At 61.4% G+C, this 26629-nt stretch carries 20 protein-coding genes; 16 read left to right on the top strand and 4 right to left on the bottom strand.

All coding sequences use genetic code 11. From position 1 onward, the window contains the following. Window positions 1-83: 83 nt before the first annotated feature. Window positions 84-1904, top strand: coding sequence for a translational GTPase TypA (gene typA / locus J3P76_RS01775; protein ID WP_420766323.1), 1821 nt, complete (start codon window positions 84-86; stop codon window positions 1902-1904). Between the two features lie 217 nt (window positions 1905-2121). Here typA and J3P76_RS01780 read toward each other — a convergent pair whose 3' ends face one another. Then, window positions 2122-2559 (bottom strand): YkgJ family cysteine cluster protein, encoded by a 438-nt coding sequence (locus J3P76_RS01780; RefSeq protein WP_003196865.1) that lies wholly within the window; start codon window positions 2557-2559, stop codon window positions 2122-2124. Between the two features lie 254 nt (window positions 2560-2813). Between J3P76_RS01780 and J3P76_RS01785 the strand changes: the two genes are divergently transcribed. The 5 genes from J3P76_RS01785 (at window position 2814) to J3P76_RS01805 (ending at window position 12404) form a co-directional block, all read left to right on the top strand. Beyond that, window positions 2814-5264: a glycogen/starch/alpha-glucan phosphorylase gene (locus J3P76_RS01785; protein ID WP_434561124.1), complete on the top strand. Its 2451-nt coding sequence runs from the start codon at window positions 2814-2816 to the stop codon at window positions 5262-5264. 290 nt (window positions 5265-5554) lie between these two features. Beyond that, a complete protein-coding gene (locus J3P76_RS01790; protein WP_434608248.1) occupies window positions 5555-9178 on the top strand; it encodes a DUF2339 domain-containing protein in 3624 nt (1207 codons plus the stop codon). Further along, entirely contained in the window at window positions 9175-10545 is a 1371-nt protein-coding gene (locus J3P76_RS01795; protein ID WP_434608246.1) for a DUF3999 domain-containing protein, read from the top strand. The genes J3P76_RS01790 and J3P76_RS01795 overlap by 4 nt, the downstream gene beginning before the upstream one ends. A 248-nt stretch (window positions 10546-10793) precedes the next feature. Then, window positions 10794-11804 (top strand): class 1 fructose-bisphosphatase, encoded by a 1011-nt coding sequence (locus J3P76_RS01800; protein WP_420767001.1) that lies wholly within the window; start codon window positions 10794-10796, stop codon window positions 11802-11804. A 3-nt stretch (window positions 11805-11807) separates the two neighbouring features. Then, window positions 11808-12404 carry a DUF924 family protein gene (locus J3P76_RS01805; RefSeq protein ID WP_434608244.1) on the top strand — a complete coding sequence of 199 codons (597 nt, stop codon included), beginning with the start codon at window positions 11808-11810 and terminating at the stop codon, window positions 12402-12404. A gap of 133 nt (window positions 12405-12537) precedes the next feature. Here J3P76_RS01805 and J3P76_RS01810 read toward each other — a convergent pair whose 3' ends face one another. Then, entirely contained in the window at window positions 12538-13527 is a 990-nt protein-coding gene (locus J3P76_RS01810) for a methyl-accepting chemotaxis protein (protein ID WP_434701444.1), read from the bottom strand. Further along, window positions 13527-14417, bottom strand: a complete 891-nt coding sequence (locus J3P76_RS01815; protein ID WP_434701445.1) for a cache domain-containing protein — start codon at window positions 14415-14417, stop codon at window positions 13527-13529. Before J3P76_RS01815 ends, J3P76_RS01810 begins: the two co-directional genes overlap by 1 nt. Window positions 14418-14714: 297 nt before the next feature. On the opposite strand from J3P76_RS01815, the gene J3P76_RS01820 reads away from it, so the two are divergent. Both J3P76_RS01820 and J3P76_RS01825 read left to right on the top strand, forming a co-directional pair. Beyond that, a complete protein-coding gene (locus tag J3P76_RS01820; protein ID WP_003186715.1) occupies window positions 14715-14969 on the top strand; it encodes a hypothetical protein in 255 nt (84 codons plus the stop codon). A 43-nt stretch (window positions 14970-15012) separates the two neighbouring features. Continuing rightward, window positions 15013-15582, top strand: a complete 570-nt coding sequence (locus J3P76_RS01825) for a lipocalin family protein (protein ID WP_420767003.1) — start codon at window positions 15013-15015, stop codon at window positions 15580-15582. A 115-nt stretch (window positions 15583-15697) separates the two neighbouring features. On the opposite strand, the gene J3P76_RS01830 is transcribed toward J3P76_RS01825, so the two are convergent. Continuing rightward, window positions 15698-17062, bottom strand: a complete 1365-nt coding sequence (locus J3P76_RS01830) for a formimidoylglutamate deiminase (RefSeq protein WP_434608240.1) — start codon at window positions 17060-17062, stop codon at window positions 15698-15700. A gap of 145 nt (window positions 17063-17207) precedes the next feature. Here J3P76_RS01830 and hutC point away from each other — a divergent pair, with 145 nt between their 5' ends. The 8 genes from hutC (at window position 17208) to hutH (ending at window position 26613) form a co-directional block, all read left to right on the top strand. Continuing rightward, window positions 17208-17918, top strand: a complete 711-nt coding sequence (gene hutC / locus J3P76_RS01835) for a histidine utilization repressor (protein ID WP_305501386.1) — start codon at window positions 17208-17210, stop codon at window positions 17916-17918. Then, the gene (locus J3P76_RS01840; RefSeq protein WP_434649247.1) at window positions 17915-18484 is read left to right on the top strand and encodes a HutD/Ves family protein; all 570 of its coding nucleotides are present in this window, start codon (window positions 17915-17917) and stop codon (window positions 18482-18484) included. Before hutC ends, J3P76_RS01840 begins: the two co-directional genes overlap by 4 nt. Before the next feature lie 345 nt (window positions 18485-18829). Further along, window positions 18830-20518, top strand: a complete 1689-nt coding sequence (gene hutU / locus J3P76_RS01845; RefSeq protein WP_420767006.1) for a urocanate hydratase — start codon at window positions 18830-18832, stop codon at window positions 20516-20518. Between the two features lie 145 nt (window positions 20519-20663). Further along, a complete protein-coding gene (locus J3P76_RS01850; protein ID WP_420767007.1) occupies window positions 20664-22130 on the top strand; it encodes a purine-cytosine permease family protein in 1467 nt (488 codons plus the stop codon). A gap of 70 nt (window positions 22131-22200) precedes the next feature. Next, a complete protein-coding gene (locus J3P76_RS01855; RefSeq protein WP_434627985.1) occupies window positions 22201-23169 on the top strand; it encodes an ABC transporter substrate-binding protein in 969 nt (322 codons plus the stop codon). 71 nt (window positions 23170-23240) lie between these two features. Next, a complete protein-coding gene (locus tag J3P76_RS01860; protein ID WP_420767009.1) occupies window positions 23241-24092 on the top strand; it encodes an ABC transporter permease in 852 nt (283 codons plus the stop codon). Beyond that, window positions 24089-24919, top strand: coding sequence for a quaternary amine ABC transporter ATP-binding protein (locus J3P76_RS01865; protein WP_434608229.1), 831 nt, complete (start codon window positions 24089-24091; stop codon window positions 24917-24919). The genes J3P76_RS01860 and J3P76_RS01865 overlap by 4 nt, the downstream gene beginning before the upstream one ends. Before the next feature lie 170 nt (window positions 24920-25089). Continuing rightward, entirely contained in the window at window positions 25090-26613 is a 1524-nt protein-coding gene (gene hutH, locus J3P76_RS01870; RefSeq protein ID WP_434608227.1) for a histidine ammonia-lyase, read from the top strand. Window positions 26614-26629: the final 16 nt, after the last annotated feature.

The raw sequence follows: 26629 nt of genomic DNA on the forward strand, positions 1-26629 counted from the left end.
CGACACGCTGTAACTGTCGGACTCTACTGTAAATCGCTGCCACGACCTGTCAGCACACCGAATCCTCTGATCGAGATACACAAGTGATCGAAAATCTACGCAACATCGCCATCATTGCTCACGTTGACCATGGTAAGACCACCCTGGTAGACAAACTCTTGCGTCAATCCGGCACCCTGGAGCGCAACGAGCTCAACGACGAGCGCGTGATGGACTCCAACGACCAGGAAAAAGAGCGCGGTATTACCATCCTGGCGAAAAACACCGCCATCAACTGGAACGGCTACCACATCAACATCGTGGACACCCCGGGCCACGCCGACTTCGGTGGTGAAGTAGAGCGCGTGATGTCGATGGTCGACTCCGTGCTGCTGCTGGTTGACGCCCAGGACGGCCCTATGCCGCAAACCCGTTTCGTGACCAAGAAGGCCTTCGAAGCCGGCCTGCGTCCGATCGTGTGCATCAACAAGGTTGACCGTCCAGGCGCGCGTCCGGACTGGGTTCTGGATCAGATCTTCGACCTGTTCGACAACCTGGGCGCCACCGAAGAACAGCTGGACTTCAAAGTCGTCTACGCCTCGGCCCTGAACGGCATTGCCGGTCTGGACCACACCGACATGGCTGAAGACATGACCCCGCTGTACCAGTCGATCGTCGACAACGTACCTGCACCGGCCGTTGACCGTGACGGTCCGTTCCAGATGCAGATCTCGGCACTGGACTACAACAGCTTCCTGGGTGTGATCGGTGTTGGCCGTATCGCCCGTGGTCGCGTCAAGCCGAACACCCCGGTCGTGGCTATCGGCGCCGACGGCAAGCGCCGCAACGGTCGTATCCTGAAGCTGATGGGTCACCATGGCCTGCACCGCGTTGACGTCGAAGAAGCTGCCGCCGGCGACATCGTCTGCATCAGCGGTATGGACTCGCTGTTCATCTCCGACACCCTGTGCCACCCGGACACCGTTGAAGCGATGAAGCCGTTGACCGTCGACGAGCCGACCGTTTCCATGACCTTCCAGGTCAACGACTCGCCATTCTGCGGTAAAGAAGGCAAGTTCGTGACGTCCCGTAACATCAAGGAACGTCTGGACAAAGAGCTGCTGTACAACGTTGCACTGCGCGTTGAAGAAGGCGACTCGGCTGATAAGTTCAAGGTTTCCGGCCGTGGCGAACTGCACCTTTCGGTACTGATCGAAACCATGCGTCGCGAAGGCTTCGAAATGGCTGTAGGCCGTCCGGAAGTGATCATCCGTCTGGTTGACGGCGTGAAGCACGAACCGTTCGAAAACGTCACCATCGACCTGCCGGAAGAATCCCAGGGCAAGGTGATGGAAGAGATGGGCCTGCGTAAGGGCGACCTGACCAACATGGTGCCGGATGGCAAAGGCCGTGTACGTCTGGAATACAACATCCCTGCTCGCGGTCTGATCGGTTTCCGTAACCAGTTCCTGACCCTGACCAACGGTGCTGGCATCCTGACCTCGATCTTCGACCGTTACGACGTGATGAAGTCGGGCGACATGTCCGGCCGTCAGAATGGCGTTCTGGTTTCGGTTGAAACCGGTAAGGCACTGACCTACTCCCTGGAAACTCTCCAGGCGCGTGGCAAGCTGTTCGTCGAGCACGGCCAGGAAATCTACGGCGGCCAGATCGTTGGTCTGAACAGCCGTGACAACGACCTGGGCGTGAACCCTACCAAGGGCAAGAAGCTCGACAACATGCGTGCTTCGGGTAAAGACGAAACCATCGCCCTGGTTCCACCTGTTCGCTTCACTCTGGAACAGGCCCTGGAATTCATCCAGGATGACGAGCTGTGCGAAGTGACGCCTAAGTCGATCCGCCTGCGCAAGAAGATCCTGGACGAAAGCGAGCGTACCCGCGCCGCCAAGAAAGCCAAGGCCTGATTTAGCCCAGGCTGAATGAAAAACGCCCCCGGTTGTGAGACCGGGGGCGTTTTTTTGTGCCCGGTTTTATGGAGTGCCTGTGAGGGCCCCTTCGCGAGCAGGCTCGCTCCCACAGTGGTTCTTTGTCGGACGCAAGATTGTGAACAACATAAGGCCCTTGTGGGAGCGAGCCTGCTCGCGAAGACGGTATTGCAGGCGCCGCTAAACCCTCAGTCGATCAAAATTTGTCCAGCGTCCGCGGATTCCGCTCGCGCTCCACTTCCTTGGGCTTGTACGCGCAATAACCCGGCCGTGGCCCGACCCGTGGATGGTTGCGGCAGGTGTCCGGGCGCTTCTCATAGATGGTGCACAGCCGGCTCTTTCGGTCCAGGTACAGGCAATCGTTGTTGCTCATGCGTTGCAACGTGAAGATTTCCGATTTCTGGTTGTAGCGCTCGACGATCCCTTCCTTTTGCAGGCGCTTGGCGATGTTCTTCGGCGGGTCGCCCAGTTCGAACTCATCGACGATGCCAATCCGGATCAGATCCTTGATCTTCACCTCCACCGGCAGCGTGCAGCAGCTCGACACGCAGGAACCGCACATCGGGGCGGAGTACTTGGCCCAGGTATCGAGTCGGTCGATCTCCGCGGCGGCGATCAGGTTGGGCTTCATCATCGGTGTGTACCAGCATGCATCAGGGCGCGCGATCATACCGGGACTGGTGAAATTTTGAACGACCATCTGCCGGTTTTTTTTGCGTCCCGACAAAACCCGCCCTTACCGGCACGGCCCCTGCATTCATTCGTCCATCGGCAATTCCTTGGCGACGATTCTCCGGCGCCGACGGAAAAACCACCGAACCAAGAGCCTTTACCGTCTGTCAGACCGACTAGGCTCAGACAATTCCATGCTCGTTCGAGGTCTCATCAATGACTCAAGAACCACTTGTTCGCGAAGCTGAGGTTGCGGCATTTCGCGACGCTGTGTTGACCAAACTCACTTATGCCGTCGGCAAGGATCCCGATCATGCGTTTGATCACGATTGGTTCGAAGCCATCGCCCTTGCCGCCCGCGACCACATGGTCGAACACTGGATGGACCACACGCGGCAGATCTACCGCAAGGGCCAGAAGCGTGTCTATTACCTCTCCTTGGAATTCCTCATCGGCCGCCTGCTCTACGACAGCCTGAGCAACCTCGGCCTGCTGGACACCGCCCGCGAAGCGCTGACCGAGCTGGGTGTCGACCTGGAACGCATCCGTCTGCTGGAGCCCGACGCGGCCCTGGGCAACGGCGGCCTTGGCCGTCTGGCGGCGTGCTTCATGGAAAGCATGTCGACACTGGGTATCGCCGGTCATGGCTACGGTATTCGTTACGAACACGGCTTGTTCCGCCAGGCGATTGTCGATGGCTGGCAACAGGAGCAGACCGAGCACTGGCTGGATTTCGGCAACCCCTGGGAATTCGAGCGGCCTGAAGTCGTCTACCCAATCGGCTTTGGCGGCAGCGTCGAAACCGTCACCGACGAAACCGGCAAGACTCGCCAGGTGTGGTCCCCGGCCGAAACCGTGCGGGCCATCGCCTATGACACGCCGGTGGTCGGCTGGCGCGGCGCGAGCGTCAATACCCTGCGCCTGTGGCGTGCCCGGGCCATGGAAGAACTGCACCTGGAGCGCTTCAATGCCGGCGACCACCTCGGCGCCGTAGCCGAAGTGGCCCGGGCCGAAAGTATTTCCCGCGTGCTGTATCCGGCCGACAGCACCGAGGCCGGCCAGGAGTTGCGCCTGCGCCAGGAGTACTTCTTTGTCGCCGCTTCGCTGCAGGACTTGCTGCGTCGTCATCGCAACATGCACACCTCGGTGCTGACCCTGGGCGATCACGCGGCGATCCAGCTCAACGACACGCACCCGTCCATTGCCGTGGCCGAGCTGATGCGCCAATTGGTGGACGTCTACGATGTGGCGTGGGACGCGGCCTGGCAGATCACCCAGGACACACTGTCCTACACCAACCACACGTTGCTGCCTGAGGCCCTGGAAACCTGGCCGGTAGGGTTGATGGAGCGCATGCTGCCTCGGCACATGCAGATCATCTACCTGATCAACGCCCAGCACATCGATTCGCTGCGGGCCAAGGGCGTGCATGATTTCGACGTGCTGCGCTCGGTGTCGCTGATCGAGGAAGACAACGGTCGCCGGGTGCGCATGGGCAACCTGGCGTTCCTCGGCTCCCACAGCGTCAACGGCGTGTCCGGGTTGCACACCCAGTTGATGCGCAGCACGGTGTTCTCCGAGCTGCACAAGCTCTATCCAGAGCGAATCAACAACAAGACGAACGGCATCACTTTCCGCCGCTGGCTGTTCCAGGCCAACGCTGAATTGACCTCGATGATGGTCGACGCTCTGGGGCCTGGCGTGCTCGACAACCCCGAGGAACGGCTGATCGAGCTGGAGCCGTTCGCCGACAAGCCGGCGTTCCGCAAGCAGTTCGCCGAGCAGCGCCTGCACAGCAAGAAAGCCTTGGCTTACTTGATTCACGAGCGCCTGGGCATCGCCGTCAACCCGGCGGCGATGTTCGACGTGCAGGTCAAGCGCATCCACGAGTACAAACGCCAGTTGCTCAACCTGCTGCACACCGTGGCGCTGTACCAGGCGATTCGTGCCGAGCCGGAAGTGGACTGGGTACCGCGGGTAAAGATCTTCGCCGGCAAGGCCGCCGCCAGTTACCACCAGGCCAAGCTGATCATCAAGCTGACCAACGACATCGCCCGGGTGGTGAACAACGACCCGACCGTGCGCGGTCTGCTCAAAGTGGTTTTCCTGCCCAACTACAACGTCAGCCTGGCCGAAAGCATCATTCCGGCGGCGGACTTGTCGGAGCAGATTTCCACCGCCGGTTTCGAGGCGTCGGGCACCAGTAATATGAAGTTCGGCCTCAACGGCGCGCTGACCATCGGCACCATGGATGGCGCTAACGTGGAGATGCACGAGCGCGTCGGCGATGAGCACATGTTCATCTTCGGCCTGACTGCCGAGCAGGTGGAAGCGCGCAAGCGCAACGGTGAGTTCAGCGCCGCGCCGGACATCGCCGCCTCCCATCGCCTCAACGATGTGTTGCAGGCGATTCGGGGCGGGGTGTTTTCCCCGGACGATCCGATGCGCTACACCGGATTGGTGGATTCGCTGGTGGACTACGACCGCTTCCTGGTCTGCGCCGATTTCGATGCCTACTGGAACGCCCAGGTGAAGGTCGAAGAGAAGTGGCACGACTCCAAGCAATGGTGGCGCTCGGCGGTGCTCAACACCGCGCGCATGGGCTGGTTCTCCTCGGACCGGACCATTCGCGAATACGCCACCGATATCTGGAAAGCGCTGGAATAACGCTTGCGAGAAATGTGAGCGAAGCCCAACGACGGTTGGGCTTCGTCGATATACTAAGCGCCTGATTCGCCGGGTTGTGAAGCCGGATTCAGTACTGGAAGCGCCAACGATCCACTGTGGGAGCGAGCTTGCTCGCGATAGCGGCATGTCAGGCAAGATCACTGTCGCCTGAAACGACGCCATCGCGAGCAAGCTCGCTCCCACAGGGTTTTGGGGTTTCCACTAGACTGATCCAGGCACCGCATCCTCCCGGTCATGCCCGCTAGGGGCCGCTTAGGGATATCGACCATATGCAATGGATTTTGACACTGTTGGGCCTGGCACTCGGCTGGGTGGTGGACGAGTCGTTCGCCGATGCGCTGATAGGCGCGTTGGTCGGGCTCGGCATCGCCCAGTCGTTTCGACTGGGGCGCTTGGGTATCCAGGCGGCCAAGCAACAAATCCTGTTGCAAGAGGCCCAGCAGAGTCTGCTCACCTTGGAAGCGCGGCTGGCGGTGCTCGAACGCGGCAAGGCCGCCCAGCCGAGTGATCCGGCGCCGGCGGCCGAGGCCGTCGCGCCCCAGGCTCCAAAACCCGAAGCCCGCACCGAGCCGGAGCTGGTCTGGGAACTGCCGCCAGACCTCGAACCCATCTCCGTCATGAGCACCCAGGCCAGCCAGCCGTTGCCTGATGAAATCTGGAGCCCTGCGCCGGCCGCTTCCAGCCGTCCCTCCAATCGTGACTTTGCGCCGTTGCCCCTTGAATCGACGTCGCCTGCGCCTGCGGTTCCCCGTGGCCCGAATCTGCTCGATCGCGCCATCACCGCCGCGCGCAACTGGCTGTTCGGCGGTAATACCGTGTTGCGGGTCGGGGTGGTGTTGTTATTCCTCGGCCTGGCATTCCTGTTGCGCTACGCCACCGAAGGCATGGTGGTGCCGATCGAATTGCGCTATGCCGGCGTCGCGGCCAGCGCGCTGGGCCTGTTGGGCCTGGGCTGGTGGTTGCGCCAACGTAACAACAGTTATGCATTGATGCTCCAAGGCACGGGCATTGCGGTGCTGTACCTGACCGTGTTTGCCGCCATGCGCCTGCATCCATTGCTCGATTCCAAGGCAGCGCTGGCCTTGCTGGTGGCGGTCACGGTGTTCTCGGCGATCCTGGCGGTCACCCAGAATGCCATGGGCCTGGCGGCGGCCGCGGCGCTGGGCGGGTTTGCCGCGCCGATCCTCACCTCCACCGGCAGTGGCAACCACGTCGGGCTGTTCAGCTATTTCATCCTGCTCAACGCCGGCATCCTCGCGATTGCTTGGTTCAAAGCCTGGCGCCTGCTCAACCTGATTGGCTTTGTTGGTACTTTCGGCATTGGTTTCGCCTGGGGTTTGCGTTCCTATACGCCGGAATTGTTGTGGAGCACCGAACCGTTCCTCATTGTGTTTTTCCTGATGTATTTGGTGATCGGCTTGCTGTTCACCCGGCGCAAGCTGATGGAAATGAGCGATGGACCCGACGATGACAGCCGCGATGCGATGTTGCGCTGGTCGGCCCGCAAGGGTGACTACGTCGATGGCAGCATGCTGTTCGGCCCTCCGTTGGTAGGCTTCGGTTTGCAGTTCGCGTTGGTCCAGCACCTGGAATTCGCCGCAGCGTTCAGTGCTTTGGCCCTGGGCATGATCTACATGGGTCTGGCCCGCGTATTGATGGGCGGTCGCGCCGTGCTGCTGGCTGAAACCTGCCTCGCCTTGGGCGTGATTTTCAGCAGTCTGGCGATTCCGCTCGGCCTCGATGCCCGTTGGACTGCCGCGGCATGGGCGGTGGAGGGCGCCGGCATCTTCTGGCTGGGCCTGCGCCAACAACGGCCCTTCGCGCGAGTCTTTGCCCTGTTGCTGCAATTGGGTTCGGCGCTGGCCTTCGTCAGCGAATTGCATTCAGGTGAAGGCAGCCTGCTGGAAGGTTCGTGGCTGGGTGCGTTGATGCTCGGTGGTGCCTTGCTGTTCAGCTTCTATCAGTCGCGCAAGGCAGAGCCTGACCATATCGCGAGCTGGGAGCGCCAGGGCCAACCCGTGCTGGCGGTGCTGGGCCTGGGCTTCCTTTATTTGCTGGCTCCTCTGTTCTTCTCCACCCACGGCACCGCCATCGCTTGGGCATTGGCCGGCCTGGCGACGCTGTTCGTTGGCCTGCGCCTGCAATCACGTAGCTTCTTGTTTACGGCGTTCGCCGTGCAACTGCTGGGCGGTGCGTTGTTCCTGGTGCGCCTGCAAGGTGCGGACGGGGATTCGACGGCCGTGTTCAGCGCTGGCTGGAGCGGTTTGCTCAGTGCTTCGCTGATTGGCCTGGCATTGATCGGCGGCATGCTGCTGGCGGCGCGCGACGACATGGTGCGCAACGATGTGCGGTTGCTGCGTGGCTTGTCGGTGGTGTTGCTGGCGGGACTGGTGCTGATCAATCTCGCGGTGCTCTTCGTCCTGCCTTGGCAAACGGCGAGCGGCGTGTGGGCGGCCAGCGGCCTGTTGATCATCTGGTTGAGCCTGTACCTGAAGCAGCGGGTGAGTTTTGTCTTTGGCTTGCTGCTGCAATTGCTGGGCGGTGCGGCGTTCCTCACTGCGGGGCCGGCGCTGTTGGGGGCGCTCGATGCCGAGGATCTTCGCCCGCTGGCCCACAGCGGTTTCTGGACACCATTGGTTCTGGGACTGGCGGCGCTGGTGGGTGCATGGCGGCTGCAACGGGCGCATTCGGCGAAGGAGCTCGACGCCTTGAGTTTGCGGCGCCTGTCCGAGCTGTTGCTGATTTGGGGTGCCGGTTGGTGGGCGCTGGCATGGGTCAGCGAAGTGCTGCGCTTTGCCCCGGCCAACCTGCAAGGCAGCTTGTTGCTGATGGTGGCGGCGGCCAGCGTGGCGGTGTGGAGCGTCTTGTCGCTGCGTTTGAAATGGCCGGCGCTGGGGCTGTTGGGCACCTTGCTGATCCCGGCGGCGGGCTGTGTGCTGGTGGCGACCGGGCACAGCCGTTACCACCCGGCGGCGGATTTCGGTTGGCTGGCCTGGCTTGCGGTGTTCGCCGTGCATTTCATGTCCTTGAAACGGCTCGCGCCGATACTGCCGGCCCAGGCGCGCAGTACGGCTCATGTGCTCGGCTGCTGGCTGCTGATGACGGTGTTGATGCTGGAGCTGCGTTACGGCCTGCTGTTGCTGTCTGAGCAATACAACGCCTGGCGCTGGTTGGCCTGGGCGATCCTGCCGAGCCTTTACCTGGTGCTGGTGTCAACGCCGCGCAGCTTGCCCTGGCCGGTATCGGCTCAACCGCGCGAATACCGAGTCTACGCGGCGGCACCGATGGCGCTGTTGATGCTCGGTTGGTTCTGGCTGACCAACACCTTCAGTGACGGCAACTCTGAGCCACTGCCCTATGTGCCGTTGCTCAATCCCTTGGAGCTGGGCCTGCTGTTCGCCTTGTTCGGTATTTACGTGTGGGCCCGCAACGCCGTGGAGCAGTCGACAAACCGTTGGAGTCGCGTCGGGCATATCGCTCAGTTGACCGCCGGTGTGTCGCTGTTCGCGTTCTTCACTGCCGTGGTGATGCGCTGTGCGCACCAGTGGATGGGGGTTGCGTACGAACTGGATGCGTTGCTTGAATCCATGTTCGTGCAGGCCGGTCTGTCCATCGTCTGGACCTTGATTGCCTTGGGCCTGATGATCGGCGGTCACCTGCGCCATCGCCGTGAGGTGTGGCTGATCGGCGCCGCGTTGATTGCTGTCGTCGTGGCCAAGCTGTTCTTCGTCGAATTGAGTAACCGTGGCGGTCTGGCGCGGATCGTGTCGTTTATTGGGGTGGGCGTGTTGTTGCTGGTGGTCGGCTATTTTGCGCCGCTGCCACCGAAACGTCCGGAGCCGGCCGCCGATGCCGAGCCGCCGATGCCTGTCAGTGAGGGAGTGTCGTCTTGAGTCGCAAGTTAAGTCGAATCGGGTTGGGCGTGGTCGGGCTGTGGGCAGCCTTGTCGGCGACGGCGCAGGAGCAACCGCAGGATTTTGCCCATCAGGTGCCGTTGGCCTTGAGCGGCGAGGGGCCGTGGTATCGCTTGCCGTTACCGTTGGACGTCCAGTTGCAGGCGCGGCAAACCGACCTCAGTGACCTGCGGGTCTTCAACGCCGCCGGGCAGGCCCAGGCCTATGCGTTGTTGCGCGAGTCGGCTCAGAGCCGGGAGAATCGCACCCTCACCGATGTGAAGTGGTTCCCGTTGTACAACGCCGCGGACGACAGCGAGCGCGCGCCCAGCGTGCGGGTGCAATCGAACGCCAACGGCACGTTGGTGCAAGTGCAGCCGTCCAGCCGACTCGAAGCGGGGGAAGAAGAACTGCGCGGCTGGCTGCTCGATGCCAGCGCAATCAAGGCACCGTTGCAGCAGTTGATTCTCGACTGGACCAGCGAGCGCGACGGCTTCCAGCGCTTCACCATCGAAGCCAGCGATGACTTGCAGCATTGGCAGGCCTGGGGGGAAGGGCAGGTCGCCCGGCTGACATTTGCCGATGAGCGGGTCGAGCAGCACGAAGTGAACCTGCCCGGGCAATCGGCGCGGTACTTGCGGTTGCTGTGGGATTCTCCGTCCTCGGCGCCGGTGCTGACCTCAGCCCAACTGCAAAGCGCCAGCCGCGAAAGCCTGCCGCTGCCGTTGGTCTGGTCGCAACCGCTTGCCGGCAATACGACGAAGGCCGGTGAGTACACATGGCAGTTGCCGATGGGGCTGGACATCGAGCAGGTGCAGGTGGAGCTCAGCCAGGCCAACAGCCTGGCGCCGGTGACCCTGGCCGGTCGCCGTGAAAGCAGCCATCCGTGGCAGCCGATGGGCGGTGGCTTGCTCTATCGCCTGACCCAGAACGGTCAGGACGTGCAGCAAAACCAGCTGCAGTTGTCCGGCCAGACCGTTCAACAATTGAAGCTGACGGTGGATGAGCGCGGCGGCGGTCTGGGCACCGAAGCGCCTGCGCTGCGTTTTGCCGTGCGTGCGACCCAGGTGGTGTTCCTGGCACGGGGCGAAGGGCCATACCAGCTGGCACTGGGCAGCGCGACGGTAAAGGCGGCCAACTTGCCGTTGACCACGCTGATTCCGGATTACAAACCGTCACGCCTGGCGGCGCTGGGTGCGGCGAAGGTGAACGGAACCACTACGTTGACGCCAACGGTTGAAGCGGTGCCTGCGGTCGTTGACACCAACTGGAAGAAAATGGGCTTGTGGGCGGTGTTGCTACTGAGCGTGCTGTTCCTCGCGGCGATGGCGTTCAGCCTGTTGCGCAAGCCGCCGGTCAAGAACTGAGGTGTGTTCATCGTCGGATCGCCGCCCGGAGCAAGCTCGCTCCCACAATAGACCGCATTCGTTAGAGCAACTCGGTCAACTTGTGGAAGCGAGCTTGGTCGCGATGGCGCCTTGTCAATCAACATAAATACCCAAGCGGGCCCCACCCCGTGAACTCAATCCTCCATATCCCGTCTCATAGGAGGAATTAAGTCCCGACTCGCGCTAAACTGCGCGGGTTTTCCGCCCCCTATTCTTCGGAGCCGTCCATGTCCCGCGTTACCTTGAGTCGCTATTTGATTGAGCAGACCCGCAGCAACAATACCCCTGCCGATCTGCGCTTTTTGATCGAAGTGGTGGCGCGTGCATGCAAGGAGATCAGCCACGCCGTGTCCAAGGGCGCGCTGGGCGGTGTCCTGGGCAGCATGGGCACCGAGAACGTGCAGGGCGAAGTGCAGAAGAAGCTCGACGTGCTCTCCAACGAAATCCTGCTGGAAGCCAACGAGTGGGGCGGTCACCTGGCCGGCATGGCGTCCGAGGAAATGGACAATGCCTACCAGATCCCGGGCAAATACCCGAAAGGCGCCTACCTGCTGGTATTCGACCCGTTGGACGGCTCGTCGAACATCGACATCAATGCGCCGGTCGGCACAATCTTCTCGGTACTGCGTTGCCCGAACGAATACCTGAGCCAGAACGAAGCCTTGAATGAAAAGGCCTTCCTGCAGCCCGGCACCGAGCAAGTCGCCGCCGGTTACGCCATCTACGGTCCTCAGACCATGCTGGTGCTGACCCTGGGCGACGGCGTGAAAGGCTTCACCCTGGACCGCGAGATGGGCAGTTTCGTCCTGACCCACGAAGACATCACCATTCCTGAAACCACCCAGGAATTCGCCATCAACATGTCCAACCAGCGTCACTGGGAAGCTCCGGTACAACGCTACGTCAGCGAGTTGCTGGCCGGTGAAGAAGGCCCGCTGAAAAAGAACTACAACATGCGCTGGGTGGCCGCGATGGTTGCCGATGTACACCGCATCCTGACCCGAGGCGGTCTGTTCATGTACCCGCGCGACAGCCGCGAGCCGTCCAAGCCGGGCAAGCTGCGCCTGATGTACGAAGCCAACCCGATGTCGTTCCTGGTAGAGCAGGCGGGTGGCGCTTCCACCGACGGTCGCCAGCGCATCCTCGACATCAAGCCTGAGGGCCTGCACCAGCGAGTTGCGGTATTCCTCGGTTCGAAAGAAGAAGTGGCACGCGCCACGGCTTACCACAAGGAGTAAACCATGACCGGGCCTTGGCAGCCGTTGCTCGATTGGTGGTTTGGCACAGCCCAAACGCCGGACGAAATAGCGGCTGACAAGGGCAAGCTGTGGTTTGGCAAAGGCCATGATCGCCAGGCGCAAGAGCGCTTCGGCGAACAGGTCGAGCAAGCACTGGCCGGCGGATTGACCGATTGGGCGCAACGCCCGGAAGGTTGGCTGGCCCTGGTGCTGCTACTGGATCAGCTCCCGCGTATGATCTTTCGCAACACGCCCAAAAGCTTTTCCGGCGACTTGCGTGCCCAAGCGTTGGTGGCCCAAGGCCTGACGGCAGGTTTCGACCAGCAACTGCGGCCAATCCAGCGTGTCTTCATCTACCTCGTCCTCGAACATTGCGAAAACCTCGCGGTGCAGAACGAAGCCGTGTCGCGGTTCGTCAAACTGGTCCGGGAGCAACCCGAGGCGCAGCGCGCGGTGTTCGAAGACAACCTGGATTATGCCGAACGGCATCAGAAGATCATTGCCCGGTTCGGACGTTTTCCCCATCGCAATGCGGTGTTGGGGCGTGAATCCACGGCGGATGAGCTGGAGTTTTTGAGCAGGCCTGGGTCCAGGTTCTAAATTGCGTCGTGGCTGCTGTTGCCATCGCGAGCAGGCTCGCTCCCACATTGGGTTTCTGTTTGAGCGCAAAAAGCGCGTCCGCTGAAGATCTACTGTGGGAGCGGGCTTGCTCGCGAAAGGGCCCTTGAGAGCACTAGATCCGGAAACTACCCACCAACTGCTTCAACCGCGCCGCCTGCTGTTCCAGGTCGGAACAGGCCCGCAAGGTGGCTTGCAGGTTTTCCACGCCTTCCTGGTTCAGCGTGTTGATTTCATTGATGTCGACGTTGATCGATTCCACCACGGCGGTCTGTTCTTCGGTGGCGGTGGCCACGGACTGGTTCATGCCGTCGATCTCGCCGATGCGCTGGGTCACGCTGCCCAGTCGTTCGCCGGCCTGGTTGGCGATGCCGACGCTGCTTTCGCTCTGGCGCTGGCTATCGGTCATGGTCAGCACCGCTTCCCGCGCGCCGACTTGCAACTCTTCGATCATCTTCTGCACTTGCTGCGCCGAATCCTGGGTGCGGTGGGCCAGGTTGCGCACTTCGTCGGCGACGACCGCGAAGCCGCGACCGGCTTCACCGGCCCGGGCCGCTTCGATGGCGGCGTTCAGGGCAAGCAGGTTGGTCTGCTGGGAAATGCTGGTGATCACTTCGAGAATCTGGCCGATGTTCACCGTGTTGCTGTTCAGGGTTTCGATGTTGCCGCAAGAATCGCTGATCTTGGCTGACAGCTGTTGCATCGCCGTGATGGTTTTATCCACCACTTGCTGGCCATCTTCGGCCAGGTTGCGGGCCTCGCTGGAGTGCTGCGAGGCGAGGGCGGCATTCTGGGCAATTTCCTGGGCTGCGGCGCCAAGCTGGTTGATGGCCGCGGCCACGCTGCTGGTGCGCGAGGCTTGCTGGTCGGAGTTGTACATCGACGAATTGGAGGCGCTGACGACACGCAGGGCGACTTCATTGACCTGGCCCGTTGCGGAAGCCACTTCGCGGATCGAAGCGTGGATACGCTCGACGAAACGGTTGAACGAAGTGCCCAGCGCGCCGAATTCATCATGGCCGTGGATGGTCAGGCGGCGGGTCAGGTCGCCTTCGCCTTCGGCGATGTCATGCATGGCGCGGCCCATGATCAGCAGCGGTTGCATCAATACACGGATGAGCACCTCAGCAGGGCGATGATGAACACCACGGCAATGACCATGGCAATCAGGGCCGAGGTGCGGAACTCGCTGAGCATCGCCAGCGCCGCGCTCTTGTCGAGCACCAGCGCCACGTACCAGTCGGCGCCGGGTACGCCGGCGACTCGGGTAAAGGAAATGAACTGGGTCTTGCCGTCGAGCTCGACTTCCTTCATGCCCGGGCTGACTTGCGGCGCACCGTTGGGATAGGCCTCGGCGAGGGTCTTGAGCACGCGCTTGCTGTCAGGGTGGACGAGGATCTTGCCATCGGCGCTGACGATGAACGCATGACCATGTCCGCCGAAGTTCAGCGAGTTGATGATGGCGCTGACGCTGGTCAGGTCGATGTCCGCCCCCGCCACGCCGATCATCTGGTTCTGGCGCTGTACCGGCGTGGCAACGGTGATCACAAGCTTGCCCGAAGACGCGGCGATGTAGGGTTCGGTGACGACGGTCTGTTGGGCGCTGTTGGCGGCCTTGTACCAGCCACGGGCGCGCGGGTCGTAGTCGGCGGCGCGATTGCCGGCCGGCACCGAAAACATTACGCCGTCGGTGCCGCCAAAATAGCTGAGCTGAAAATTGCCGGTGTAGGCAGGCAGGCCCACCGCGCGTTTCAGGCTGTCGGCACTGCTGCCATCGATGGCGATTTGCTGGGCCAGCGATTGCAGCAGTTGGATCCGGCCTTCGACCCACGTCTGGATATTGCGGCTGGTCAGGCTGCCGATCTCCTGCATGGAGGTCTCGGTGCTGGAATACAGACTTTGTCGTTGGCGGTAATCGTTGAACAGGATGAAACAGGCGAATGCGACGGCCACCACAAGGGCGGCAGCCAACAGGATTTTGTGGCTAAATTTCATGTTTCTGGTCATTAAGAACGCTACCGCGGAGGGACGGGTCAAAAAGGGGCGTCAATTTGCCATAACACAGGAATTTACGCTGTTACTTTTTATCGGCCCGCAGGCCCGGCGCATCAGGTGTCGATGGACTCATCCCGACGAAAGGCACGACGGCGTCACCGTTCGGTTGTTTCACCCGTCGAATACCCTCGGAACAACCAATAAATACTGGGGGCGTCGGGGAACCAGATAGGGGTTTTCTCTTCTAAGGTTCAGGTTGGCACCCTGCCACCTCCCTTCCGCTCCAGGAGTTACACCATGTCGCTGCGATCTATCGCCCTGCTGTTCATGTGCGTCGTATTGACCGCATGCAGCAAGGTCAACCAGGAAAACTACTCGAAGCTGTCGGCGGGCATGCCCAAGGCCGAAGTCGAGACGTTGCTGGGGAAGCCGACTGACTGTTCGGGCGCGCTCGGCATGTCCAGCTGCACCTGGGGCGACCAGAAAAGCTTTATCAGCGTGCAGTACGCCGGTGACAAAGTGTTGATGTTTTCCGGCCAAGGCCTGAAGTAACCTGAAGTAAACCGGGGCCAAGCGCCCACGGGAGAAAAAAATAATGATGCGGTTAGTTTTTGTGCTTTTGGCTGGCCTGGTATTGGCCGGCTGTGCCACTTCTGGCGTAGACCCGTTGGCGCCCAAGACCGTCAACAGTGTCAATCTCAAGCGTTACCAAGGGACCTGGTACGAGCTGGCCCGCCTACCGATGTATTTCCAGCGCAACTGCGCGCAATCCGAAGCCCATTACACACTCAAGCCCGACGGCAACGTGGATGTGTTCAACCGCTGCCTGACTTCCGATTGGAAGTGGGAAGAAGCCCGGGGCACCGCTTACCCGCAGGTGCCAGGCAAGACCGACAAGCTCTGGGTCGAATTCGACACCTGGTTCTCGCGGATCCTGCCGGGTGTGGCGAAGGGAGAATATTGGGTCTTGTATGTCAGTGATGACTACAAGACCGCCATCGTTGGCGATCCGAGCCGGCGTTACATGTGGTTGCTGTCGCGCACGCCAACGGTCAATGTCGATGTGCGCGAAGAACTGCTGAGCAAGGCGCGCCAGCAGGGCTACGACACGACGCGGTTGGTCTGGCGTGCGTCGGACCGGCAGATGGCCAAGACTTCGGACTGATGTAGTAGAACACCTGTGGGAGCGAGCTTGCTCGCGATGAGGCCTTTACCGTCAACATAGATGTTGATGGAAAATCCGCTATCGCGAGCAAGCTCGCTCCCACATTGAATTGTCGTCAGCCCAGCAGTTCGCGCAGCACCCGGGTAAACGCTCGGGCGCTTTCTTCTTCGCCGGCATGACGGCCGTCGCGAACCTGCCATTTTCCGCCGACCATCACATCGCGCACCTGGCGATCGCCGCCCGCAAACAGCCAACGATTGAGAATGCCGTCACCGGTCGCCGTGGCCAGGTAAGGATCATTGCCATCGAGCACCAGCCAGTCGGCGCGCTTGCCGACTTCCAATGCGCCGATCGGTTGGCCCAACGCCTGGGCGCCACCGTCCAGTGCGGCGTCATACAGGGTACGCCCGACCATCGGCTGATCCGTTCGGTACAACCGGTTGCGGCGCTGGTCCCGCAGCCGCTGGCCGTATTCCAGCCAGCGTAATTCCTCCACGACGCTCAACGACACATGGCTGTCAGAGCCGATGCCCATCCGCCCGCCTTGGGCTAGGAAATCCACGGCCGGAAAAATTCCGTCACCCAGATTGGCTTCCGTGGTCAGGCACAGACCGGCAATTGCCCGGCTCTTGGCCATCAGGCTGACTTCCTTTGGATTGGCGTGGGTGGCATGAACCAGGCACCAGCGTTGATCCACCTCGGCATTTTCATACAGCCATTGCAGCGGACGCACGCCGCTCCAGCTCAAGCAGTCGTCAACCTCCTTTTGCTGTTCGGCGATGTGGATATGCACGGGGCAATCGCGGTCGCTGGCGGCCAGCACATCGTGGATCTGCCCGGGTGTCACGGCGCGCAGCGAGTGGAAGCACAGGCCCAACGCCTGGGACGGTTGCCCGGCCAGGATCGGCTGCAAGCGTGACTGAAGCTTCAGGTAGTTTTCGGTGCTGTTGATGAACCGGCGCTGCCCGTCGTTGGGCTCTTGGCCGCCAAAACCGGAATGGCTGTAAAGCACCGGCAGCAGCGTCAAGCCAATGCCCACGTCACCGGCGGCCTGGCTGATACGCAAGGCCAGTTCGGCCGGATCGGCGTAATGCCTGCCGTCGGTGTCATGGTGTACGTAATGGAATTCGGCAACCGATGTATAGCCGGCCTTGAGCATTTCGATGTAAAGCTGTCGGGCGATGACGCCGAGCTGGTCGGGGCTGATTTTGCCGACGAGGCGGTACATCAAGTCGCGCCATGTCCAGAAACTGTCATTGGGATTGCCCGCCACTTCCGCCAGCCCGGCCATGGCCCGCTGGAACGCATGGGAATGCAGGTTCGGCATGCCCGGGAGCAGGGGACCGCCGAGCCGTTCGGCGCCGTTTGCGTGGAAATCGGCCTGGACATGGGTCAAGACGCCCTCGGCGTTGACCTCGAGGCGTACATCATTGGCCCATCCATCAGGCAGCAGCGCACGCTCGGCAAAGAAGGCGGACATCGGTTGAACCTCGTTGCGTGTAATTTGTATATACATATACAGACGTTTGCCTGCCCGGTAAACTCCGGCAAGCTAGTCATCAACATTCGCAGAACAGGAATACGCCGTGCCGACTCCGCCTGCCAAACCGCCGCTGGCCGCAACCATGGGTGACAGTCCGGCGCCCTTGTACGCCCGCGTCAAACAAATGATCACCCAGCAGATCGACAGTGGAAACTGGCCGCCACATTACCGTGTGCCATCGGAAAGCGAACTGGTCAGCCAGTTGGGCTTCAGCCGCATGACCATCAACCGGGCCCTGCGGGAAATGACCGCTGATGGCCTGCTGGTGCGCATGCAAGGCGTCGGCACGTTCGTCGCCGAGCCCAAGAGCCAGTCCGCACTGTTCGAAGTGCATAACATTGCGGATGAAATCGCCTCCCGTGGTCATCGCCATACGTGCAAGGTCATCACCCTGGAAGAAGAGGCCGCCGGTTCCGAGCGGGCGCTGGCCCTGGACATGCGCGAAGGCCAGAAGGTATTCCATTCGTTGATCGTGCATTTCGAAAACGACATTCCTGTGCAAATCGAGGACCGTTTCGTCAACGCGCTGGTGGCGCCTGATTACCTCAAGCAGGACTTCACTCAACAAACGCCTTATGCCTACCTGAACCAGGTTGCGCCGCTGACCGAAGGTGAGCATGTGGTCGAGGCGATCCTGGCGGAGCCGAGTGAATGCAAGCTGTTGCAGATCGAGCGGGGCGAGCCGTGCCTGTTGATCCGTCGTCGTACCTGGTCAGGTCGCCAGCCGGTGACCGCCGCACGCCTGATCCATCCGGGCTCGCGTCACAGTCTGGAAGGGCGTTTCCACAAATGAGCCAATTGAAGGTTTTACGCGCAGCGGATTACCCGTCCATGCCGTGGAAAAACGGCGGTGGCAGCACCGAGGAAATCACCCGCGATGCCGGCACCGGCCTGGAAGGTTTCGGCTGGCGCCTGTCCATTGCCGATATCGGTGAATCGGGTGGTTTTTCCACCTTCGCTGGCTACGAACGGATCATCACGGTCTTGCAAGGTGGCGGCATGACGCTGACTGTCGATGGCCACGCGACGCGGCCGCTGCATTCGCTGGATCCCTTTGCCTTCAGCGGCGAGAGCCAAGTGCAGTGCACGCTGCTGGAGGGGCCGATTCGCGACTTCAACCTGATCTACGCGCCGCAACGTTACCGCGCGCGGCTGCAATGGCTGGGCGGCCAGCAGCGTTTTTTCAGCGAGGCGGGAACGGTATTGGTGTTCAGTGCCGCTCCGACGCTGAGGGTCAAGATGGATGAAACTGTCGAGGCACTGGGGCTTTATGACTGCCTGCAACTGAGCGGTAACGCTGGGCTGCTGGACATCACCACCCACGGCCAATGCTGCGTGATCGAGCTGACGGCCCACTAAGGCGCCTCGCCACAAAAGGTGTGTTCGTTGTTCCTTCTGGCGCACCAACTTGTTACCGAACGCCCCAGCGTGGCGCAATACCACGCTTTTATGCCCTTCTGATTGCTTCCCAAAAACCTCTTCCAAAAATTTCATGCAGCTTGGCGGCCCTTCTATTACGAGGCTTCTCGCCGATTCTTCAATTTTTCTTGATTAGCCCTTCAACAAGTTGGCCGCTTGATTGCATATGCTTGTACATACAAGTAAAGACGTATGCGTATGAGTCCTCTGCATTCAACGCTACGTTCGCTTAATCGCTGCCCACTGCCCGGGCTGGTCTGGATTGATCGCTGAGGAGTTTTTGCTGTGACCGACGCTACCCGCAAACCTGAAAAATACCGTGACGTTGAAATCCGTGCCCCTCGCGGTAACACGCTGACCGCCAAGAGCTGGCTGACCGAAGCGCCGCTGCGCATGCTGATGAACAACCTCGACCCGGAAGTGGCCGAGAACCCCAAGGAGCTGGTGGTCTACGGTGGCATCGGGCGCGCGGCGCGCAACTGGGAGTGCTACGACAAGATCGTCGAAAGCCTCACCCATCTGAATGACGATGAAACCCTGCTGGTGCAGTCCGGCAAGCCGGTGGGCGTGTTCAAGACCCACAGCAACGCCCCGCGCGTACTGATCGCCAACTCCAACCTGGTGCCGCACTGGGCCAGTTGGGAGCACTTCAACGAGCTCGACGCCAAGGGCCTGGCCATGTACGGCCAGATGACCGCCGGCAGCTGGATCTACATCGGCAGCCAGGGCATCGTGCAAGGCACGTATGAAACCTTCGTCGAGGCCGGCCGGCAGCATTACGACTCCAACCTCAAGGGCCGCTGGGTCCTGACCGCCGGCCTCGGCGGCATGGGCGGCGCGCAACCGTTGGCCGCGACTTTGGCCGGTGCGTGCTCGCTGAACATCGAGTGCCAGCAGGTGAGTATCGATTTCCGCCTGAAAACCCGTTACGTCGACGAACAAGCCAAGGATCTGGACGACGCCCTGGCGCGCATCGAGAAATACACCGCCGAAGGCAAGGCGATTTCCATCGCACTGTGTGGGAACGCGGCTGAAATCCTGCCAGAAATGGTCCGTCGTGGTGTGCGCCCGGACATGGTCACAGACCAGACCAGCGCCCACGACCCACTCAATGGTTACTTGCCTGCCGGCTGGACCTGGGACGAATACCGTGCCCGCGCCAAGACTGAACCCGCCGCCGTGGTAAAGGCCGCCAAGCAATCGATGGCCGTCCACGTCAAAGCGATGCTCGAATTCCAGAAAATGGGCGTGCCGACCTTCGACTACGGCAACAACATCCGTCAGATGGCCCAGGAAGAAGGCGTGGAAAACGCATTCGACTTCCCGGGTTTCGTCCCGGCCTACATCCGTCCTCTGTTCTGCCGCGGTATTGGCCCGTTCCGTTGGGCGGCGCTGTCCGGTGACCCGCAGGACATCTACAAGACCGACGCCAAGGTCAAGGAACTGATCCCCGACGACGCCCACCTGCACAACTGGTTGGACATGGCTCGCGAGCGCATCAGCTTCCAAGGCTTGCCGGCGCGGATCTGCTGGGTTGGCCTGGGCCAACGCGCCAAGTTGGGCCTGGCGTTCAACGAGATGGTCCGCAGCGGCGAGTTGTCGGCGCCGATCGTCATCGGCCGCGATCACCTGGACTCCGGTTCCGTGGCCAGCCCGAACCGCGAAACCGAATCCATGCAGGACGGTTCCGACGCCGTTTCCGACTGGCCACTGCTCAACGCATTGCTCAACACCGCCAGCGGCGCGACCTGGGTTTCGCTGCACCACGGCGGCGGCGTCGGCATGGGCTTCTCCCAGCATTCGGGCATGGTGATTGTCTGCGATGGCACCGACGAAGCGGCCGAACGGATTGCTCGCGTACTGCATAACGACCCGGGCACTGGCGTGATGCGCCACGCCGACGCCGGTTACCAGATCGCGATCGATTGCGCGAAGGAGCAGGGGCTCAACCTGCCGATGATCACTGGCAAGTAAGTGCAAAAACTGTGGGAGCGAGCCTGCTCGCGATGGCGGCCTGTCAGCCAACGCATGTATCGAATGTGTCGGCCTCATCGCGAGCAGGCTCGCTCCCACAAATAAGAGCATCGTTCGAACCAGAACAATCCACAGAGGTTGAACCATGGCTGTCACCAGCACACGCGATAGCAGCAAGCCGTTGATCGAGAAGCGCTCGATCGACTACATCCCGGAAGGGGAAAGACACGGTCATCTGTTTAGCCAGTTCACCCTCTGGATGGGGGCCAATCTGCAGATCACCGCCATTGTCACCGGTGCGTTGGCGGTGGTGTTGGGGGGGGATGTGTTCTGGTCGTTGATCGGTTTGCTGATCGGCCAGTTGCTCGGCGGTGGTGTCATGGCGTTGCACGCCGCCCAAGGGCCAAAGCTCGGGCTGCCGCAGATGATCTCCAGCCGGGTGCAGTTTGGTGTATATGGCGCGGCCATCCCGATCGTGCTGGTGTGCCTGATGTACCTGGGTTTCACCGCAACGGGCACCGTGCTATCCGGCCAGGCGCTGGGCCAGTTGTTTGGCGTCAGCGACAGTGTCGGCATCCTCATTTTCGCCAGTGTCATCGTGTTGGTCACGGTGCTTGGTTATCGGGTGATTCACTGGATCGGCCGTGTCGCCAGCATCATCGGTGTGATCGCCTTCGTTTACCTGTTCGCTCGCCTGATCAGCCATACGGATGTGGGCGCACTCCTACAGATCCGCCACTTCAGTTGGAGCAGTTTCCTGCTTGCGGTGTCGCTCGCGGCCTCTTGGCAGATCGCCTTCGGCCCCTACGTCGCGGACTACTCGCGTTACCTGCCGAGCAAGACGTCCTCGGTGAAAACCTTCTTTGCCGCAGGCGCAGGTTCAGTCATCGGCGCGCAGGTGGCGATGATCCTCGGTGTGTTTGCCGCCGCCTCGGCCAACGGGCAGTTCGCCGGCCACGAAGTGGCCTACATCGTTGGCCTGGGTGGCACCGGCGCTACCGCCGCGCTGCTGTATTTCAGCATCGCGTTCGGCAAGGTCACCATTTCCACGCTGAACTCCTACGGCAGCTTCATGTGCATTGCGACCATCATCAGCGGTTTCCGTGGTCACCTGAACGTAACGCGGGTGCAACGCCTGGTGTTCGTGCTGTTCATTGTCGGCGCCGCGACCCTGATCGCGCTGCTCGGCCAGCACTCGTTCCTCGGTGCGTTCAAGTCCTTCATCCTGTTCCTGCTGGCGTTCTTTACGCCTTGGAGCGCGATCAACCTGGTGGACTACTACTGCATAACCCGTGAGCGCTATGACGTGCCGGCACTCGCCGATCCGAACGGTCGCTACGGTCGTTGGAACGCACTGGGTATTAGCGTCTACGTCTTCGGCGTACTGGTCCAGTTGCCGTTCATCGCCACCAAGTTCTATACCGGTCCGCTGGTGGAAGCCATGGGCGGTGTGGATATCTCGTGGATCATCGGCTTGGTGGTTCCGGCGGTGCTGTACTACGTCATCGCTAGAAAATGGCACAGCGCCGTACCCGATCAATTGATCCTGCCGGTCGAGCAGGACGCGGTTGACGCACAACCGAGCAGGGCGGGCCGCATCCAAGCGGTCTGATGGGACGTTGACAGGGCTGGATGCCTCTTGACTGCCGTAAGCCAATCCAACTGATTAGGAGCGTCACATAATGAAATCGAACAAGACCCTGCTGACCACATTGCTGTCCATGGGCCTGCTGGCCAGTGCCGGCGCCACGCAAGCGGCAGGCTGGTGCGAGTCGGGCAAACCGGTGAAGTTCGCCGGCCTGAACTGGGAAAGCGGCATGCTGCTGACCGACGTGATGCAAGTGGTGCTGGACAAGGGTTACGGCTGCAAGACCGATAGCCTGCCCGGCAACTCCATCACCATGGAAAATGCCCTGAGCAGCAACGACATCCAGGTGTTCGCCGAAGAGTGGGTCGGCCGCAGCGAAGTGTGGAACAAGGCCGAGAAGGCCGGCAAGGTGGTGGGCGTCGGTGCGCCGGTGGTGGGGGCCATCGAAGGCTGGTACGTGCCACGCTACGTGATCGAAGGCGATGCCAAGCGCAAGCTGGAAGCCAAGGCGCCAGGCCTGAAGAACATCGCCGACCTCGGCCAGTACGCCGCCGTGTTCAAGGACCCGGAGGAACCGTCCAAGGGTCGCTTCTACAACTGCCCGGCCGGCTGGACGTGCGAGCTGGACAACAGCGAAATGCTGAAGAGCTACGGCCTGGAAAAGACTTATACCAACTTCCGTCCGGGCACCGGCCCGGCGCTGGATGCAGCCGTGCTGTCGAGCTACAAGCGTGGCGAGCCGATCCTGTTCTACTACTGGTCGCCGACGCCGCTGATGGGCCAGGTGGACCTGGTGAAACTGGAAGAAAAACCGGGCGTGGATAAAAGCGTGAGCATCAAGGTCGGCCTGTCCAAGACCTTCCACGACGAAGCCCCGGAGCTGGTGGCTGTGCTGGAAAAGGTCAACCTGCCGATCGATATCCTGAACCAGAACCTCGGCCGCATGGCCAAAGAGCGGATCGAGTCGCCGAAACTGGCGAAGATCTTCCTAAAGGAACATCCTGAAGTCTGGCATGCCTGGGTCAGCGAAGACGCAGCCAAGAAAATCGACGCGGCTCTGTAGGTCGAATATTTCCCGGCCAGCCAAAGGGCGGGCCGGGACGTTCACCGCATCCACCTGATCGAGAGTCTCTTATGTTTCCCGAAAGCTTTACCTTCTCCATCGCCGACTGGGTCAACGGTTGGGTCGACGCCCTGGTGACCAACTATGGCGATGTGTTCCGGCAGATCTCCGACACGTTGCTGTGGGCCATCGTCAGCCTTGAAGGCCTGCTGCGCATGGCACCCTGGTGGCTGATGCTGGCCATCGTCGGCGGCGTTGCCTGGCACGCCACCCGCAAGGTCGTCGCTACGGCGGTGATCGTCGGCCTGCTGTTCCTGGTGGGTGCGGTGGGCCTGTGGGACAAACTGATGCAGACCCTCGCGCTGATGCTGGTGGCGACGCTGATCTCGGTGATGATCGGCATCCCGCTGGGCATCCTCTCGGCGCGCAGCAACCGCCTGCGTTCGGTGCTGATGCCGTTGCTGGACATCATGCAGACGATGCCCAGCTTCGTGTACCTCATTCCGGTGTTGATGCTGTTTGGCCTGGGCAAGGTCCCGGCGATTTTCGCCACGGTGATCTATGCCGCGCCACCGTTGATTCGCCTCACCGACCTGGGCATCCGCCAGGTGGACGGCGAAGTCATGGAGGCCATCAACGCCTTTGGCGCCAATCGCTGGCAACAGCTGTTCGGCGTACAGCTGCCCCTGGCCCTGCCGAGCATCATGGCCGGGATCAACCAGACCACCATGATGGCCCTGTCGATGGTGGTCATCGCCTCGATGATCGGCGCCCGTGGCCTGGGTGAAGACGTGCTGGTGGGCATCCAGACGCTCAACGTCGGGCGCGGCCTGGAAGCGGGGCTGGCCATCGTGATTCTCGCCGTGGTCATCGACCGCATTACCCAGGCCTATGGTCGTCCGCGGCACGAGGTGAGCAAATGAGCAACGAAGTCATCAGCAAGATCGAAGTCAAAAATGTCTTCAAGATTTTCGGCAACCGCTCCAAGGAAGCCCTGGCGCTGATCCGTCAGAACAAGACCAAGGACCAGGTGCTGGCCGAGACCGGCTGCGTGGTCGGCGTGAACGACCTGTCGCTGAGCATCGGCACCGGCGAGATCTTCGTGATCATGGGCCTGTCGGGCTCCGGAAAATCCACCCTGGTGCGCCATTTCAACCGGCTGATCGACCCAACCAGCGGCGCCATCCTGGTGGACGGCGAGGACATCCTGCAGCTGGACATGGACGCCCTGCGCGAATTTCGTCGGCACAAGATCAGCATGGTCTTCCAAAGCTTCGGCCTGCTTCCCCACAAGAGCGTGTTGGACAACGTCGCCTATGGCTTGAAAGTGCGCGGCGAAAGCAAGCAGGTGTGCGCCGAGCGCGCGCTGCACTGGATCAACACCGTCGGCCTGAAAGGCTACGAGAACAAATACCCGCACCAGCTCTCCGGCGGCATGCGCCAGCGCGTCGGCCTGGCCCGTGCCTTAGCGGCCGATACCGACATCATCCTCATGGACGAAGCCTTCAGCGCCCTCGACCCGCTGATCCGCGCGGAAATGCAGGACCAGTTGCTGGAGCTGCAAAAGACCCTGCACAAGACCATCGTTTTCATCACCCACGACCTCGACGAGGCCGTGCGCATCGGCAACCGCATTGCGATCCTCAAGGACGGCAAGCTGATTCAGGTCGGCACGCCGCGAGAGATCCTGCACTCGCCGGCGGATGAGTATGTCGATCGGTTCGTGCAGCGCAGAGCGGCGGAGGTTTGAGGTTTTGTGGGTGACAGGGCTGGCCTCTTCGCGAGCAGGCTCGCTCCCACAATGGGGCCTCCTTTGTTCACAGATTTGTGTCCAAAGGCAAATCCCTGTGGGAGCGAGCCTGCTCGCGAAAGCGTCGGCAAAGCAGCATAAATATTTAAGTTGTACAGATGAGGTCGAGGATGTCCCAGGCTGAAAAAATCATCATCACCGGCGCCCCCCTGCGCTGGCAGGACGTAGTCGCCGTCGCCCGCTTCGGCGCTACGCTCGAGCTGTCGGCCCAGGTCTGGGCGCGGATCGACAATGCCCAGGCCATCGTCCAGCGCATCGTCGAAAGCGGCGAGCGTGCCTATGGCGTCAACACCGGCCTGGGCGCCTTGTGCAATGTCTCGCTCCAGGACGAACAGCTCAGCCAATTGTCGCGCAACACCCTGCTCAGTCACGCCTGTGGCGTCGGCCCGGCACTCGCCGACGAGCAGACCCGGGCGATTCTCTGCGCCGCCATCCACAACTACAGCCAAGGCAAGTCCGGTATCCATCGCCGGGCGGTCGAGGCATTACTGGCGTTGCTCAACCGCGGCATTACGCCACAAGTGCCGTCCCAGGGCTCAGTGGGTTACTTGACCCACATGGCCCACATCGGTATCGCGCTGTTGGGCGTTGGGCAAGTCAGCTATCGCGGGCAGATCGTCCCGGCGCAACAGGCCTTGGCCGCAGAAGGCCTGCAGCCGGTGCAGTTGGGAGCGAAGGACGGTTTGTGCCTGGTCAACGGCACGCCGTGCATGACCGGGCTCAGTTGCCTGGCCCTGGCCGATGCCACGCGGCTGGTGCAATGGGCCGACGTGATCGGTGCCATGAGCTTCGAGGCCCAGCGCGGGCAGATTGCCGCGTTCGATGCCGAGATCATCGCCCTCAAGCCACACCCGGGCATGCAACAGGTTGGTGCGAATCTGCGCGCGTTGCTCGATGGCAGCGAAGTCATTGCTTCGAGCCTGGGTATCCGCACCCAGGATGCCTTGAGCATCCGCTCGATTCCCCAGGTTCACGGCGCCGCTCGCGATCAGTTGGAGCATGCTCGGCAACAGATCGAAACCGAGCTCAACGCTGTCACCGATAACCCAATGCTGCTGGGTACGCCGGAGAGTTTCCGGGTCATGTCCCAGGCCAATCCACACGGCCAGTCGGTGGCGTTGGCGGCGGACCTGCTGGCGATTGCCATGGCCGAGATCGGTTCGATCGCCGAGCGTCGCCTCGACCGCCTGATCAATCCTCACGTCAGCGGCTTGCCGGCATTTTTGGTCGCCAACCCGGGCGTGAACTCGGGAATGATGATCGTGCAATACGTTGCCGCGTCGCTGTGCGCGGAGAACAAGCAACTGGCGCAACCGGCGGTGCTGGACAATTTCGTCACCTCCGGGTTGCAGGAAGACCATTTGAGCATGGGCACCAACGCGGCCTTGAAGCTGCACCGGGCGCTGGAAAACTGCACGCAGATCCTCGCCATCGAGTACCTGCTGGCGGCCCAGGCCTTCGAGTTTCTCAAGGCGCAGCGCTTCGGCGCCGGCACCGACATCGCCTGGAAACTGCTGCGCGAGCGCGTTCCGGCCTACGACCAGGACCGCTGGCTGGCGCCGGACATCGCCAGTGCCGCCGGGCTGCTCAGCGACCCGCACCTCCTGAAAAACGTATTACCGAATTTGAATTGATCAAAAAAGCGCCAGC

It is taken from the genome of Pseudomonas sp. D1-36 (genome assembly GCF_051132205.1).
Taxonomy (GTDB): Bacteria; Pseudomonadota; Gammaproteobacteria; order Pseudomonadales; family Pseudomonadaceae; genus Aquipseudomonas.